The organism is Microbacterium sp. NPDC056736 (assembly GCF_042790415.1).
GTDB lineage: Bacteria > Actinomycetota > Actinomycetes > Actinomycetales > Microbacteriaceae > Microbacterium.
The window spans coordinates 248,060-263,277 of the sequence record NZ_JBHTZE010000002.1; the positions used below are offsets into that span (position 1 = coordinate 248,060).

Below are 15,218 nucleotides of genomic sequence, written 5' to 3' on the forward strand. Positions count from 1 at the left end.
TCGGCTGCGGCGGCGCGGCCGGCTCTAAGATGGGCGGGTGCCTGCCGTCGCCGCCAAGATCCCGCCCGAGGAGCGCCTGGTCAACCTCGTGGTGGCCCTCATCGCGACCGATCAGGGGCTGACCAAGGACACCATCCTCAGCTCGGTCGCCGGCTACCGCGAGCAGAGCGAGGCGGGGGCGTCGAAGGACGCGCTCGAGAAGATGTTCGAGCGCGACAAGGAGTCGCTGCGCGGCCTCGGGGTTCCGATCGAGACGATCGGGGACTGGGCCGACCCGGACGACCTGCGCGAGGCGCGGTACCGGGTGCCGACGGCGGAGTACGAGCTGCCCGAGGACATCGAGTTCACACCCGCGGAGCTGGCGCTGCTGACGCTCGCCGGCGGCGTGTGGAGCGAGAGCTCGATATCGGACGACGCCCGCAGCGGCCTGCGCAAGATCCGCGCGCTCGGCGACCTCGTCGACGAGCCCATCATCGGCTTCTCGCCGCGGCTCAGCATGCACGACCCGGCGTTCCTCCCGTTGCAGCAGGCGATCGAGCAGAGCCGCGTGGTCGGCTTCCCGTACCTGAAGCCGGGCGAGGGCGCGCCGCGCATGCGCCGCGTGCAGCCCCTGGCGCTCGTCGAGTACGAGGGGCGTTGGCACGTGTTCGGCATCGACCTCGACGTCAGCGCCGACCGCACCTTCCTCCTCTCCCGCATCGTGGGGCCTGTCTCGGTCACCCGCGTCCCGTTCGATCCCGCGCTGCGCGAGGGCGCGGGGGAGCGGGCGCTGGCCGGGCTCGAGGAGGTCGCCGCCCGCAGCTCCGCCCTGCTGGAGGTGAACCCCGGCACCGAGGCGGCCCTCCGCCTCGCGCGCCGCGCACGGCCTGCGGAGCAGGGCATCCGCGTACCGTACGTGGACGTGCACATCTTCGCCGACGAACTGGCCTCCTACGGTCCGGAAGTGCGGGTGGTGGAGCCCGCCGACCTGCGCGACCGGGTGATCGACCGCCTTGCGGCCACCCGCGACCTGCACGGAGGCGCCTCATGACCGCCCGTCGGCCCCTCGTCGCGACGGACCGCGCGGCCCTCATGCTCCAGCTCGTGCCCTACCTCATGGGCAAGGGCGAGGTCTCGCTCGCCGAAGCGGCGGACGAGTTCGACGTCTCGCCCGAGCAGATGCGCTCGATGGTCGAGAAGCTCACCGTCATCGGTCTCCCCGGCGATCGGGGCTACTGGCAGATGGCCAACGACCTGTTCGACATCGACTGGGATCTTCTCGACGAGCGGGACCTCATCGTCATCACGAACTCCGTCGGACTCGAGCGGGCGCCCAAGCTCACCGCACGCGAGGCGGCGGCGCTGCTGGCCGGCCTCCAGCTCGCGCGCTCGATTCCGGGTATCGGCGACACCGAGCTCTACGCGGGCCTGCTCGCCAAGCTCGCCCGCGGCGCGTCGGGGACGCCCGCCGAGGTCATCCTCGCCCCCGAGCCCGTCGACACGGCGCGCGACCTCGTCGCCGATGCGCTGCGCCGCGGGGTGGCCGTCTCGTTCACCTACAAGGCGCCGGATGCCGCGCCCACCACGCGCACGGTGGATCCGGTGAAAGTCCACATCGCGAGCGGACAGTGGTACCTGCAGGGCTGGTGCCATCTGCGGGAGGCGATGCGCACCTTCCACCTGGATCGGGTGAGCGATCTCGAGCTGACGGACATCGCCAGCACGCACGCGGGCGACCAGGCCCCCGACTGGTTCGACACGGATGCCGGCGACGTGGTCGCCCGCGTCCGCTTCGCCGAAGGCGTCGCGCCGCTCCTGGGCGACTACCTCGATCGGGCGACGGTGGAGACGAGGGACGGCATGACGATCGCGACCATGCGCGTCGCCGACGAGCTGAGCCTGCGCAGGCTCGCGGCGCGGCGCGGCGGGCTCGTGGAGGTGCTGGAGCCCGCCGGAGCGCGCCGGGCGGTAGCCGAGTGGGCGGAGGCCGGTCTCGCGCAGTATCGCTGATCGGCCGCATCCTCCCGCCCCGGCATATTAGACTTAGGCCGATCCCCGCTGACGCGAACGACGGAGCAACTCATGTTGGGCAATCTGAACGGCTGGCACCTGCTGATCCTGCTCGTCGTCATCCTGCTGCTGTTCGGCGCGGCGAAGCTGCCGGCGCTCGCCAAGAGCATGGGGCAGTCCGCCCGCGTGTTCAAGGGCGAGATGAAGGCCATGAAGGAAGAGGACAAGACCGCCGACGCGTCGACGACGTCGACCGTCGCGGACTCCACGGTCGCGGATGCCACGACCCCCGCCACTCCCGCCACCGACAGCGCGCCCGACAAAAAGCCGTAGCGGATGGTGGCCGCAACCGGCTCCGCGCCGATCGACGGCCCGGAGCTGCCGAAGCGCGACAAGAGGATGTCGCTCGGCCAGCACCTGCTGGAGCTGCGCCGGCGCCTCGTCTTCGCGGCCATCGGCCTGCTCGTCGGCATGGTCGTGGCGTTCATCATCACCGACCCGATCATCCACTGGATCACCGAGCCGATCCGCATCATCTCCGAGAGACGCGGCGACGACTTCTCGGCTCTGAACTTCGGCACCGTCACATCGTCCTTCGACCTGCGGATGCGGATCGCGTTCACGATCGGGCTCTTCCTGTCTGCGCCGATCTGGCTGTGGCAGATCTGGGCGTTCATCATGCCGGGTCTCACCCGCAAAGAGATCAAGTACACGATCGGCTTCGTCGCCGCGGCCGTGCCGCTGTTCTTCATCGGCTGCTGGGTGGGCCTGCTCATCGTGCCGCACGTCATCGAGCTCATGTGGAGCTTCACGCCCGAGGGTGCCGTGAACTTCTACGCCGCCGCGGAGTACTACGACTTCGTGTTCAAGCTGATGATCGTCATCGGCGTCTCGTTCGTGCTGCCCGTCTTCCTGGTCGCCCTCAACATGGCGGGGATCATGTCCGGCCGGGCGATCGTGAAGGGATGGCGCGTCGCCGTCCTCATCGCCACCGCCTTCGCGGCGCTGGCCACGCCGGCCGCCGACGTGGTGAGCATGCTCATGCTGGCGGGCATCCTGGTCGTGCTGTTCTTCGCGGCCGCCGGCCTGTCGATGCTGTTCGACAGGCGCAAGGCCAAGCGCAACGCCGCCCTGCTCCCGCCGGAGCCGACTCCGTGACCGATCCGGGCCCCGCCGAGCGGTACGCGAGAGCACGCGAGTCCGCCCAGCTCGACCGGTCACATCCCCTCACGGCTGCCTTCGCCGCGGCACAGCGCTTCACCCTGGATCCGTTCCAGCTCGAGGGATGCCGCGCCCTCGAGGACGGCCGCAGCGTCCTCGTCGCGGCGCCCACCGGAGCGGGCAAGACGATCGTCGGCGAGTTCGCCGTGCACCTGGCGATGCGCGAGCCCGGGGACAAGGCCTTCTACACCACGCCGATGAAGGCGCTGTCGAACCAGAAGTTCCGCGAGCTGCAGGACGTCTACGGTCCGGACGAGGTGGGCCTGCTCACCGGCGACACGAACATCAACGGCAACGCACGGGTGGTCGTCATGACCACCGAGGTGCTGCGCAACATGCTGTACGCCGACTCACCCGCCCTCCGCGGCCTGCGTTACGTCGTCATGGACGAAGTGCACTACCTCGCCGACCGGTTCCGCGGCGCGGTGTGGGAGGAGGTCATCATCCACCTCGCGCCCAGCGTCCGGCTCGTGTCGCTGTCGGCGACCGTGTCCAACGCCGAGGAGTTCGGCGACTGGCTCGACACGGTCCGCGGCGACACCGAGGTGATCGTTTCCGAGACCCGCCCGGTGCCGCTGGAGCAGCACGTCCTGGTGCGCGGTGACCTGCTGCCGCTGTTCGACGACCGTGCCGGCATCGCGACGGCGCAGGTGAACCAGGAGCTCATGCGCATCCGGTCCTTCAAGGGCTCGAACTACGAGAACAACCGTCGCGCACAGGCGTCGAGCAGTGCCCGCCACGCCGGCTACGAGGCATCCCGCCGTCGTCCCCAGCGGGGCGGCAGACGGCCGGTGCGGTCGGCCAACGTGCAGCGCATCGAGCGGCTCGACCGGCCCGAGGTCGTCGAGCTGCTCTCGCGCTCCAACCTGCTGCCGGCGATCTTCTTCATCTTCAGCCGTGCAGGGTGCGACGGCGCCGTCCAGCAGGTGCGTCGCTCGGGGCTTCGGCTGACATCCCAGGAGGAGCGGCGCGAGATCCGCGCGGTCGTCGAGGAGCGCACGCGCACGCTCCTCGAGGAGGACCTGGCCGTCCTGGGCTACTGGGAGTGGCGCGACAACCTCGAACGCGGCGTCGCCGCCCATCATGCGGGCCTGTTGCCCGCGTTCAAGGAAGTGGTCGAGGAGCTCTTCCAGCGCAAGCTGGTGAAGGCCGTGTTCGCGACCGAGACGCTCGCCCTCGGCATCAACATGCCCGCACGGACCGTGGTGCTCGAGAAGCTCGAGAAGTTCAACGGCGAGGCGCGCGTGGCCATCACGTCGGGGGAGTACACGCAGCTCACCGGCCGCGCCGGCCGCCGCGGCATCGACGTCGAGGGCCATGCCGTCATCCAGTGGACGGAGGGCCTCGATCCCCAGGCGGTCGCGGCCCTCGCCTCTCGGCGCACCTACCCGCTCAACTCCAGCTTCCGGCCGACGTACAACATGGCCGTCAACCTCATCGACCAGTTCGGGCGCGCCAGGGCGCGCGAGATCCTCGAGTCGTCGTTCGCGCAGTTCCAGGCCGATCGCGCCGTGGTGGGCATCGCACGCGAGGTGCGCGAGCAGGAGGAATCTCTCGCCGGCTACCGCAGCGCCATGACGTGCGACCGGGGGGACTTCGCCGAGTACTCCGGCATCCGCCGCGAGCTCAGCGACTTGGAGAAGATCAACCGCAAGGACGCCGGCGCCTCGCGGCGAACCCGCGACGAGCGGCAGCGGCAGATCGCGAGCCTGCGCAGGCGCATGCAGCGGCATCCGTGCCATCAGTGCCCCGACCGCGAGCATCACGCGCGCTGGGCGGAGCGGTACTGGAAGCTCAAGCGCCAGATCGACAAGCTGCGCCGCCAGATCGATACCCGCACCGGCACGGTCGCGCGCATCTTCGACCGCGTCGTGGACGTCCTGGCCGCCCTGGAGTACGTCTCGCTGGACGAGGACGGCCGTACGACGCTGACCCCGTCGGGGCGGACGATGCGGCGCATCTACGGCGAGCGGGACCTCCTCGTGGCGGAGTCGCTGCGGCGCGACATCTGGAAGGACCTGGATGCCCCCTCGCTCGCCGCGCTCGCCTGCTCGCTGGTGTACGAGCCACGGCGCGACGATGCCGGGCCGGGCGAGCGCGGGCTTCCCCGGGGCGCCTTCCGCCCGGCATTCGAGGCGACGCTGACGCTGTGGCAAGAGCTCGACGATCTCGAGCAGGAGAACCGGCTGCCGGGCACGGAGCCGATCTCGGCCGGCCTCGCGCAGGCCATGCACACGTGGGCGCGCGGCGGGATGCTGGATCGGGTGCTGCTCGAGGCGGACATGGCCGCCGGCGACTTCGTGCGGTGGGCGAAGCAGACGATCGACCTTCTCGACCAGCTGTCCCTCGTGGCCGATCAGCCCGTCGCGGGCACCGCCCGCAAGGCGCTGGATGCGGTGCGCCGCGGCATCGTCGCGTACTCCGGCGTCTGAACTCGGGGATGACGGATGCCGCGCCTGTGGCGTCCGCGCGCTCGCTTAGGCTGATGGCGTGCCACCTGCCCCCGCGACACGCCCGCTGCTGCCGCTGTGGGCCGCGATCCCGGCCTCGGTGCTCGGCGGCGTGCTGCTGGACGTGTCGTTCCCGTCCGTCGGGTGGTGGCCCATGGCCTTCGCCGCCGTCGCGCTGGCGCTGGTCAGCCTCATCGGCAGGCGGGTCGGCAGTGCGCTCGTCGTCGGGATGGCGTTCGGGCTCGCGTTCTACCTGCTGAACGTGGACTTCACCGCCGAGTGGGTGGGACCCCTGCCGTGGATCGCGCTCTCGGTGCTCGAGGCCGCCTTCGTCGCCGGGGGTGCCGCGCTCATCGCGCTGGCGTACCGGTGGGTGCCGCGGGCGACGTCCCGGAGGGGGCGCGTGATGCTCACGTCGGGGCTCGTGGCGGGCCTGTGGACGGCGCGCGAGGCCGTCAACGGCGGGTTCCCGTACGGCGGCTTCCCGTGGGGTCGCGTGGGGACGTCCCAGGTGAGCGGCCCCTTCGCAGAGCTGGTCTCGTGGATCGGCACCGCGGGCGTGACCTTCATCGTGGTGGGACTGGTCGCGGTCGGCATCGAACTGGTGCGCGCCCCGCGCCGCGATCGCGGAAACGGCGTTCGCGGTCTCCTCCCCGTCGCCGTCCTCGCCGTCGTCGCGACGGCGCTCCTGCTGGTGCCGGCGTGGGCGACGACGCCCGCCGGCTCCCTCCGCGTCGCCGGCGTGCAGGGCAACGGGCCGGCGGGGTACTTCGACGACCGGCAGGCCGGGGATGTGCTCGAGTCGCAGTACGAGGCCACCCTCCCGCTCTTCGGCGCCGAGGACGTCGACGTCGTGCTTTGGCCCGAGGGCAGTGTGGACGTCGACCCGGACGGCTCACCGGCCGCGGCGGCGGCGTTGGACCGCGTCGTCCGCGAGGTCGGGGCGCCGCTCGTCGCGAACCGGATCGATCAGCGGGGCGACGAGTACTTCAACATGTCGTTCCTGTGGCGAGACGGCATCGAGCAGACGTACGACAAGCGCAACCCGGTCCCGTTCGGCGAGTACGTGCCGGATCGGGCGTTCTACGCGGCGATCGCTCCCGACCTCATCGGCATGATCGGCCGGGACTACACCCCCGGCACGACTCCGCCGGTGTTCGACATCGACGGGACCCTGGCGGGGCTCGCGATCTGCTTCGACGTCATCTACGACGCGCTGGTGTGGGAGGGTGCGCGCGAAGGGGCGCGCGTGTACCTCTTCCAGACGAACAACGCCGACTTCCGGGGGACCGACGAGAACCTGCAGCAGCTGGCGGTCGCGCGGCTGCGCGCGATCGAGACCGGCCGCTCCGTGGTGAACCTCTCGACCGTCGGAACCAGCCAGGTGATCGCGCCGGACGGGTCGACGATCGAGGGTCTGCCCGCAGACGAGCCCGGCCACATGCTCACCGACGTCCCGCTGCGCACCGGCCTGACGCCGGCGGTGATCGCGGGCGGCTGGGTGAACGCGCTGCTGTCATGGGGCAGCGTGGCGCTGCTGGCGGGCATCGGAGTCGTCGCGCGTCGGCGCCGGAACGCGAAAACGCCGGCCCCGTAGGGCCGGCGTCGCGCGGACGTGCGTCAGGCGCTGAGCTTGTCGGAGTTCGCCTGGTCTCCGCCGCGGCGGGCGCGGAGGTAGGCGAGGCGCTCCTCGAGGAGCTCTTCGAGCTCCGGGATGGTGCGACGCTCCAGCAGCATGTCCCAGTGGCTCCGCGGCGTCTTGTCGCCCGAGTGGTCGACGGTCGCGGTGCCCTCTCCGACGCGGAGGAGAGCCTCGGCGCCGCACGTGCGGCACTCCCAGGCCGGGGGCACCTCGGCGTCGGCCGCGAAGGTCAGGGTGGTGTCACGCCCGCAGGCGGTGCAGGTGTAGATGTGCTGTGCGCGCTCATGGAACACGACGCCCTCTTCGCTCTGTAGGCTCTGGGCGCCGAGTCGGATGCCGCGCAGACTGCGGTCTGCCATTGTGTGGTCCTCTCGTCGCTGTACAGGTATAACGAAACGACCTGTGCGGATCATCCGAAGGGGGGCTGTTCATCGACCTTTCACAGTCGATGCACAGGGGCGTCTGCCTGCCTTCGTCGGGGCGTGCTATCCGAGAACCTCGAGCGCGACGTCGGCGCGGTCGGTGACGATGCCGTCGACGCCCATCGCGACCAGCCTGCGCATCTCCTCAGGGTCGTTCACCGTCCACACGTGCACTTCGACCCCGTGCCGGTGGGCGGCGGCGATCAGGCGCGGCGTGACGACGCGCAGGCGTCCCTGCCGCTCGGGCACCTGCAGTGCGTCGACGCCGGCGAGGGCCCTGGCCAGCAGGCGATCCGAGCGGGCCGAGGCGGCCGCGAGCACTTTCGCGATCGTGCTCCTGCCGGCGGAGGTGGCAGGACGGATGCCGCGTCTCGCGGTCGCCGCGGCCTCCAGCGCCGCGGTCCGGCGCTGATCCGAGAAGCTCGTCACGAGCACCCGCCCGCCATGCACCGCCACCGTCGCGCCGACGTCGGCCGCGGCATCCGCCGCCTTCACGTCGAGGTTGAACCGGAGGGTGGGGAAGGCGTCGAGCGCCTGTGCGAGCGTGACGAGGCCGCCGCGCCCGGTCATGAGCTGCTCCAGCTCGTGAACCGTGACGTCGGCGATCTTCCGCGGATCGCCGGTCACGCGCGACAGGTCGTCGTCGTGGAACAGCACGACGACACCGTCGGCGGTGCGATGGCAGTCCGATTCGACGTACCGGATCCCGGCGGAGTGGGCGTGGGCGACGGCGGCGAACGAGTTCTCGACGATGCCGTCGCGGGCATCGGACGAGGTCACCAGTCCGCGGTGGGCGAGCACCCGGGGTCGGGCGACGCCCTGGAACCACGGGTGGGTCACGGAGCCGGAGGGGCGCCCGGCGTGGTGTGGCCGCCGAGGGCGGGACCCGAGGACTGCGCACGGCCGCGGGCCGAGGCATCCGTCACCGCACCGGCGAAGGAGCCGCTCAGCCCCTTGAGGGCATCGGTGAACTCGCTCGGGATGATCCACAGCTTGCTCGAGGCGCTGTCGGCGATCTTTGGCAGCGTCTGCAGGTACTGGTAGGCCAGCAGCTTGTCGTCGGGGTTGCCGGAGTGGATGGCGTCGAAGACCGTCTGGATCGCCTCGGCCTCGCCCTGCGCGCGCAGGACCGCCGCCTGCTTGTCGCCCTCGGCCTTGAGGATCTCGGCCTGCCGGCGGCCCTCGGCCTCGAGGATCTGGGACTGCTTCGAGCCCTCGGCGGTGAGGATCGTCGCGCGACGCTCCCGCTCGGCGCGCATCTGCTTCTCCATCGAGTCCTGGATCGAGTGCGGCGGGTCGATGGCCTTCAGCTCGACACGGGAGACGCGGATGCCCCACTTGCCGGTCGCCTCGTCGAGCACCACGCGCAGCTGTCCGTTGATGTTGTCGCGGCTGGTGAGCGCTTCTTCGAGGTTGAGCCCGCCGACGACGTTGCGCAGGGTGGTCGTCGTCAGCTGCTCGACGGCGCCGAGATAGTTCGCGATCTCGTACGTCGCGGCGCGGGCGTCGGTGACCTGGAAGTAGACCACGGTGTCGATGGACACCACCAGGTTGTCCTCGGTGATCACGGGCTGCGGCGGGAACGACACGACCTGCTCGCGCATGTCGATGAGCGGACGCAGCCGGTCGATGAACGGCACCAGGAGGTTCAGGCCGGGCATGAGGGTCTTGTGGTACCGGCCCAGGCGCTCGACGATCCCGGCGTTGGCCTGCGGGATTATCCGGATCGACCGGACGATCACGACCAGCACGAAGATGAAGACCGCGATCGCGAGGAGCCAGCCGATCGCGGCGGGGACGGCCGCGGCGAAGTCGTTCATGCGTAGGGGTCTTCCTGAGCGGGGGCGAGAGGTTCGGGGGAGTCGGAGCGGACGACCGCGGTGGCGCCGTCGATGCGGCTGACGCGGACCCGCGTGCCCGGGTCGAGGTCGCCCGCCTCGGTGCGTGCGGTCCAGACGTCGCCGTTCGCGAGCTTCACCTGGCCGCCGTGGGCGCCGACCGACGAGACGACGGTGCCGCCGATGCCGATGAGGGCGTCGACGTTGGACGGCGTGGGGTCCTCGCCGCGTCGCAGGCGCCGCAGCAGCGGCGGCCGCAGGAGCAGCACGAGGACGGCGGCGACGCCGGCGGCGATGATGACCTGGAGCCAGATCGGTGCTCCGAGGATGTCGGCGACCAGCCCTGCCAGGCCGCCGATGCCGAGCATCAGGAAGGTGAAATCGAGCGTGAGCATCTCGATGACGAGGAAGACGAGGATCAAGACGAGCCAGCCGATCCACGCCCACTGCTCGACGGTCTGGATGAGCTCCACGGTGCGCCTCCTCTTGCCTCGAACCTAGCAGGTAGGGTCGCTGTGTGACTGAGACACCCACCCCGATTCCCGCCGGTGCCCTGAGCGGCAGGACCGCGCTCGTGACCGGCTCGTCGCGCGGCATCGGCGCCGACACCGCGCGGTACCTCGCGCAGGGCGGCGCGAACGTCGTCATCAACTACCGCAACAAGGCCCCGCGGGCCGAGAAGCTCGCGACGGAGCTGCGCGAGCTCGGCGTCGAGGTGCTCGTCGTGGGCGCCGACCTGACCGACGCGGAGTCGGTGCAGGCGATGTTCGACGAGGTCGCCGCCGCGTTCGGAGGCCTCGACATCCTCGTGCTCAACGCATCGGGCGGCATGGAGTCCGGCATGGCAGAGGACTACGCCCTGCAGCTCAACCGGGACGCGCAGGTGCGCGTGCTCGAGACCGCGCTGCCGGTGCTGCGCGAAGGCTCGCGGGTGGTCTTCGTCACCAGCCACCAGGCGCACTTCATCCGCACCACGCCGACGATGCCCGAGTACGAGCCCGTCGCGCTGTCCAAGCGGGCCGGCGAGGACGCCCTGCGCGAGCGCATCCCTGCCCTCACGGAACGCGGGGTGGAGTTCGTCGTCGTCTCCGGCGACATGATCGAGGGCACCATCACGGCCACGCTGCTCGAACGGGCCAACCCCGGCGCCATCGCGGCGCGCCGCGAGGACGCGGGCAAGCTCTACAACGTGTCGGAGTTCGCCGCCGAGGTCGCCGCCGCGGCCGTCGAGCCGGTGCCGTCAGGCAACACGCGTCTCATCGGCGACACGTCGTCGTTCGCGGGGGAGTGATCGGTGCAGGCTCGCGACATCGAGACCCTCATCTCGGTCGGGCGTCCGGATGTCGCCGCTGACGGCTCCTTCGCCGTCTTCGCGACCTCGCGGCCCGACCTCGACGCCAACCGGACCGTCGGCCAGGTGTGGCGCGTCGAGCTGCCGGGCGGCACACCGCGTCGGCTGACCCGGGGCACCGCCGACACCGCGCCCCGGCTCTCGCCGGACGGCTCTCAGCTGGCGTTCCTGCGCGCGGACGGCGCGCGCAAGCCGCAGGTGCACGTCGTCGCGGCGAGCGGCGGGGAGCCCGTGCAGGCGACCGACGCCCCTCTCGGGGTGGAGCAGTTCGCGTGGTCGCCGGACGGCGCCACGATCGCGTTCCTCGCGCGCGTGCCCGAGAAGGGGCGGTACGGGAGCGTCGAGGGTCTGGAGCCCCACGCCGAGGCGCCGCGCCGGATCACCGGCGTCCGCTGGCACGCGAACGGCCTGGGCTACGCCGCCGACCGCCCCGCGCACCTGTTCGTGGTCGCGGCGCCGCAGCCCGACAGCGAACCGTTCTATGAGCCTGCGGCAGCCGTGCGCGCCGACGACGCCGAGCCTGTCCGCAAGCGGGTCCTCGCGGCCGAGGCACGGGCGCTCACCTCGGGGCCGACGTCGCACAGCAGGATCGTGTTCACGGCGGACGGCCGCGAGCTGCTCACGGTGCCCGATGAGATCGAGACGGAGCGCCGCGATCTGCGCAGCCGTCTCGTCGCCGTCGCGCTCGACGGATCGGGCGTCCGCGAGGTGCTCGGCGCAGACGCGGGGCTCTCGGTGCTCGACGTCGCGGTCGCCGGAGACGGCGCCATCGGCATCCTCGCCCACGAGGTCGGCGATGGTCTCGACTTCGTCGCCCCCGGCGTCGGGGTCTTCCTCCTCGAGGACACCGGTCCGCGGCGCCTCACCGACGCGGAGACGATCCACCTCGGCGAGGGGCATCTCACCGCCGTCGACGCCGACTTCCTCGCCCAGGACACCACGCGCGGCCGCGTCCGGCTGCTGCGCATCTCCCGCGAGGGGGTCATCGCCGAGGTGCTCGGCGGCGACGTCGAGGTCGGCGGGCACGCCGCCGTCGGCGGCCAGGTGGTCGCCGCGGTGTCGCGGCCCGATTCCTTCGGCGAGCTGGTGCTCGTCGGCGACGAGCCGCGGACGCTCACGGCATTCGGTGCAGCGGCTGCGGCATCCGGCATCGTCCTGCCCCGGGAGCTCACCGTGACCGGCCGCGACGGCTACCCCGTGCACGGCTGGGTGGCGACGCCCGAGGGCGAGGGTCCGTTCCCGGTGATCCTCCAGATCCACGGCGGGCCGTTCGCGGCGTACGGGGTGCACCTGTTCGACGAGACGCAGGTGCTCGTCGACGCCGGCTACGCGGTGGTCTACTGCAACCCCCGCGGCTCGGCGGGCTACGGGCGCGCGCACGGGCGAAGCATCCGTCAGCAGATGGGGACGGTGGACTTCGCCGACGTGATCGACTTCCTCGAGGGAGCGATCGCCGATGACGATCGCCTGGACGGCGGCCGCGTCGGCGTGCAGGGCGGCTCGTACGGCGGCTATCTCACGGCGTGGGTGATCGCGCACGACCACCGGTTCGCCGGGGCCATCGTCGAGCGCGGGTTCCTCGAGCCGGTCTCCTTCCAGGGCACGAGCGACATCGGGTCGTTCTTCGGCGACGAGTACGTCGGCGTCTCGCCCGACGACATCGCCCGGCAGAGCCCGATGGCGGTGGTCGGCCAGGTCACCACCCCGACGCTGGTGATGCATTCGGAGCTGGACTTCCGCTGCCCGCTCGAGCAGGCCACCCGCTACTACTCCGCGCTCAAGCGCCAGGGCACCGAGGCTGAGCTGCTGGTTTTCCCCGGTGAGGATCACGAGCTCACCCGCTCGGGTCAGCCGCGCCACCGGGTCGAGCGCTTCGATGCCGTGCTGGACTGGTGGCGGCGTCACCTGCCGGTGACCTGATCGTCGCGGACGGCCCCGGGAGCGATCGCTCCCGGGGCCGTCGTCGTCAGTGCCTGATCAGAGGTCGCCCTTGAAGGTGAAGGCGCGGACGATGTTGATGATGCCGAGCACGATCAGCGCGATCCCGAGCAGCCACCACAGCACGGCGGCGCCCCAGATGGGCGAGAAGAGCAGGATGATGCCCGCGATGATGCTCAGGATGGCGAAGATGACCGACCACACCTTGGATGCGGCGTCGCCGAGGGTGGACAGTGCGACGATGCCCTCGACGATCCACATGATGCCGACGAGGATGCCGAGGAACAGGGCGAGCCAGGCGGTGGCCTGTCCGAGGTTCAGCAGCGCGACGATGCCCGCGATGATGAACAGGATGCCGAGCACGATGTGCCCGACGCGCGCCCAACCGCCCTTGGTCTTGGAGAAGATCCCCAGACCGGCGTAGACGAGGCCGGCGGCGATCGCGTAGATCGCGATGATCGCGGTGACGACGGCGGCGGTCTTGCCCGGCCAGACCAGGACCAGGATGCCGACGATGACGGCGAGGACACCGCCGATCCCGAGCGCCGTGCGGATCCCGTTGACGGCCGACTTCTCGGCCTCGGATGCAGTGGACATGTGCGGCCTTTCTGAAAGTTTCCTGTACGTGGTGCGGCTAAAGCTTAGACCTCATGTCGAACTCCGGCGCAACATCGTTCGTGTGTCGTGACAGTGCTCGCCCGGCGGCAGCTCTCCGCGCTACCGTGAGCGTGCGTCGCCCCGCGATGGCGATGCGCCGGGCGAGCCGTCGGAGGGAGCTGGAATGGCCGTCATCTCGAGGGGCTTCGGCGCACGCCGTCGCGAGAGCGATCCGCGCCTTCCGCCGGGGCAGTATCTGACGGAGGACTTCCCGGTGCTGTCGGCGGGGCCGACACCGCGCGTCGACACGGGGGAGTGGCGCTTCGGCATCCGCGACGAGGCCGGCGGCGTGGTCTCCTGGACGTGGGAGGAGTTCCTGGCCCTCCCGATCGAGGATGTGCACACCGACATCCACTGCGTCACCCGCTGGTCCAAGCTCGGCACCTCGTGGCGGGGCGTCTCGCTCGACACGCTGCTCGAGGGCGTCGACACGGACGCCGGCTACGCGATGGCGCACTCGTATGGCGGGTACACCACGAACATCCCGCTCGACGAGCTGCGCGACGGCCGGGCGTGGGTCGCGTTCGAGTTCGAGGGTGAGCCGCTGGATCCGGAGCATGGGGGTCCGGCGCGTCTGCTGGTTCCCCATCTGTACTTCTGGAAGAGCGCGAAGTGGGTGCGCGGGCTGACGCTCATGGACGACGACGCGCCCGGCTTCTGGGAGCAGAACGGCTACAACATGCACGGCGACCCGTGGACCGAGGAGCGGTATTGGTGACGGTCGGGGACTGGCGTCCGGCACGGGTCGTCGACGCCGTTCCGGTGACACGCTCGGCGCGGATCCTCCGGCTCGCGGTGCCCGGCTGGCCGGGGAGCGTGGCCGGCCAGCACGTGGACGTCCGCCTGACCGCCGAGGACGGCTATCAGGCCGAGCGCTCGTACTCGCTGGGGTCGTACGGCGCCTCGGACACCATCGAGCTGGCGGTCGACGAGATCCCCGACGGCGAGGTCTCGCCCTATCTGGTGCGCGATGTGCTCCCCGGCGACGAGCTCGAGGTGAAGGGACCGCTGGGCGGCTATTTCGTCTGGCGGCCCGGGGGAGAGGGGCTCGTGCAGCTGATCGCCGGCGGCTCGGGCATCGTGCCGCTGATGGCGATCGCGAGGGCGGCGACGGATGCCGGAGCCGCGGCATCCGTTCGCCTGCTGTACTCCGTGCGCCGTGCCGAGGACGCGATATATCGCGATGAGCTGGAGCGCGGCGCGGCGGACGGGGGAGTGGCGGTCGCCTGGCGCTACACCCGCTCCGCGCCGCCCGGGTGGGGCGCGGCGGTGGGACGGGTCGACCTCGATGCGCTGCGCGAGTCGACGTGGGACCCTGGACGGGAGCCGATCGTGTACGTCTGCGGTCCGACGGGTTTCGTCGAGCACGTCGCCGACGCGCTGGTCGAGCTGGGTCATCCGCCGGCGCGGATCAGGACCGAGCGCTTCGGAGGTGCGTGATGCGGGCAGATATCGCCACGAGCACCGTGGACGGCAATGCCGCCGCGGGGATGCTGTGGGACGTGTTCGGCGCTGACGTCACCGCGCTCATCGGAGTCTGCGGAGGGTGCGGCGCGGCCGCGCCGATGGCCGAGGCGATCGTGGAGCTCGACGAGACGGCCGCGATCGTGCGGTGCCGCGGATGCACGCACACCCTCATCACGGTGCTGCGCGACGAGCACGGCGCCAGAGTCGTGATCGGTGCGCTGCGCGAACTCATGCGGGTGTAGC

General features: G+C 71.0%; 16 protein-coding genes. 11 read left to right on the plus strand and 5 right to left on the minus strand.

The genetic code is table 11. The annotated features are described in order from the left end of the window. The first annotated feature begins 37 nt into the window (after positions 1-37). The 6 genes from ACFRAL_RS05690 (at position 38) to lnt (ending at position 7,257) form a co-directional block, all read left to right on the plus strand. Positions 38-1,030 carry a WYL domain-containing protein gene (locus tag ACFRAL_RS05690; RefSeq protein WP_336397917.1) on the plus strand — a complete coding sequence of 331 codons (993 nt, stop codon included), beginning with the start codon at positions 38-40 and terminating at the stop codon, positions 1,028-1,030. Then, positions 1,027-1,989, plus strand: a complete 963-nt coding sequence (locus ACFRAL_RS05695) for a WYL domain-containing protein (RefSeq protein WP_336397918.1) — start codon at positions 1,027-1,029, stop codon at positions 1,987-1,989. The genes ACFRAL_RS05690 and ACFRAL_RS05695 overlap by 4 nt, the downstream gene beginning before the upstream one ends. Before the next feature lie 72 nt (positions 1,990-2,061). Next, on the plus strand, positions 2,062-2,322 hold the full coding sequence (tatA, locus tag ACFRAL_RS05700; protein ID WP_336397919.1) for a Sec-independent protein translocase subunit TatA: 261 nt from the start codon (positions 2,062-2,064) through the stop codon (positions 2,320-2,322). Between the two features lie 66 nt (positions 2,323-2,388). Further along, on the plus strand, positions 2,389-3,147 hold the full coding sequence (tatC, locus tag ACFRAL_RS05705) for a twin-arginine translocase subunit TatC (RefSeq protein ID WP_336398058.1): 759 nt from the start codon (positions 2,389-2,391) through the stop codon (positions 3,145-3,147). After that, a complete protein-coding gene (locus tag ACFRAL_RS05710) occupies positions 3,144-5,642 on the plus strand; it encodes a DEAD/DEAH box helicase (protein WP_336397920.1) in 2,499 nt (832 codons plus the stop codon). Before tatC ends, ACFRAL_RS05710 begins: the two co-directional genes overlap by 4 nt. Before the next feature lie 58 nt (positions 5,643-5,700). Continuing rightward, positions 5,701-7,257, plus strand: coding sequence for an apolipoprotein N-acyltransferase (gene lnt, locus ACFRAL_RS05715; protein WP_378880708.1), 1,557 nt, complete (start codon positions 5,701-5,703; stop codon positions 7,255-7,257). A 23-nt stretch (positions 7,258-7,280) separates the two neighbouring features. On the opposite strand, the gene ACFRAL_RS05720 is transcribed toward lnt, so the two are convergent. From ACFRAL_RS05720 to ACFRAL_RS05735, 4 genes are all read right to left on the minus strand, one after another. Next, positions 7,281-7,661, minus strand: coding sequence for an RNA polymerase-binding protein RbpA (locus tag ACFRAL_RS05720; protein WP_336397922.1), 381 nt, complete (start codon positions 7,659-7,661; stop codon positions 7,281-7,283). A gap of 126 nt (positions 7,662-7,787) precedes the next feature. Next, positions 7,788-8,564 carry a glycerophosphodiester phosphodiesterase family protein gene (locus ACFRAL_RS05725; protein ID WP_336397923.1) on the minus strand — a complete coding sequence of 259 codons (777 nt, stop codon included), beginning with the start codon at positions 8,562-8,564 and terminating at the stop codon, positions 7,788-7,790. Further along, positions 8,561-9,544, minus strand: coding sequence for an SPFH domain-containing protein (locus ACFRAL_RS05730; RefSeq protein WP_336397924.1), 984 nt, complete (start codon positions 9,542-9,544; stop codon positions 8,561-8,563). Before ACFRAL_RS05730 ends, ACFRAL_RS05725 begins: the two co-directional genes overlap by 4 nt. Beyond that, positions 9,541-10,035: an NfeD family protein gene (locus ACFRAL_RS05735; protein ID WP_378880713.1), complete on the minus strand. Its 495-nt coding sequence runs from the start codon at positions 10,033-10,035 to the stop codon at positions 9,541-9,543. The genes ACFRAL_RS05730 and ACFRAL_RS05735 overlap by 4 nt, the downstream gene beginning before the upstream one ends. A gap of 44 nt (positions 10,036-10,079) precedes the next feature. On the opposite strand from ACFRAL_RS05735, the gene ACFRAL_RS05740 reads away from it, so the two are divergent. Next, positions 10,080-10,853 (plus strand): SDR family oxidoreductase, encoded by a 774-nt coding sequence (locus tag ACFRAL_RS05740; RefSeq protein ID WP_336397926.1) that lies wholly within the window; start codon positions 10,080-10,082, stop codon positions 10,851-10,853. A 3-nt stretch (positions 10,854-10,856) separates the two neighbouring features. After that, complete coding sequence (locus tag ACFRAL_RS05745) at positions 10,857-12,833, plus strand: S9 family peptidase (protein WP_378880716.1); 1,977 nt, start codon at positions 10,857-10,859, stop codon at positions 12,831-12,833. Positions 12,834-12,890: 57 nt separating this feature from the next. Here ACFRAL_RS05745 and ACFRAL_RS05750 read toward each other — a convergent pair whose 3' ends face one another. Further along, complete coding sequence (locus ACFRAL_RS05750; RefSeq protein ID WP_336397928.1) at positions 12,891-13,448, minus strand: DUF308 domain-containing protein; 558 nt, start codon at positions 13,446-13,448, stop codon at positions 12,891-12,893. A gap of 184 nt (positions 13,449-13,632) precedes the next feature. Here ACFRAL_RS05750 and ACFRAL_RS05755 point away from each other — a divergent pair, with 184 nt between their 5' ends. From ACFRAL_RS05755 to ACFRAL_RS05765, 3 genes are read left to right on the plus strand one after another with little or no spacing between them, the layout of a single operon-like run. Next, positions 13,633-14,226: a sulfite oxidase-like oxidoreductase gene (locus ACFRAL_RS05755; protein WP_336397929.1), complete on the plus strand. Its 594-nt coding sequence runs from the start codon at positions 13,633-13,635 to the stop codon at positions 14,224-14,226. After that, positions 14,223-14,948 (plus strand): ferredoxin reductase, encoded by a 726-nt coding sequence (locus tag ACFRAL_RS05760; RefSeq protein ID WP_336398059.1) that lies wholly within the window; start codon positions 14,223-14,225, stop codon positions 14,946-14,948. The genes ACFRAL_RS05755 and ACFRAL_RS05760 overlap by 4 nt, the downstream gene beginning before the upstream one ends. Next, positions 14,948-15,217, plus strand: coding sequence for a DUF6510 family protein (locus tag ACFRAL_RS05765; RefSeq protein WP_378881296.1), 270 nt, complete (start codon positions 14,948-14,950; stop codon positions 15,215-15,217). Before ACFRAL_RS05760 ends, ACFRAL_RS05765 begins: the two co-directional genes overlap by 1 nt. Position 15,218 lies beyond the last annotated feature (1 nt).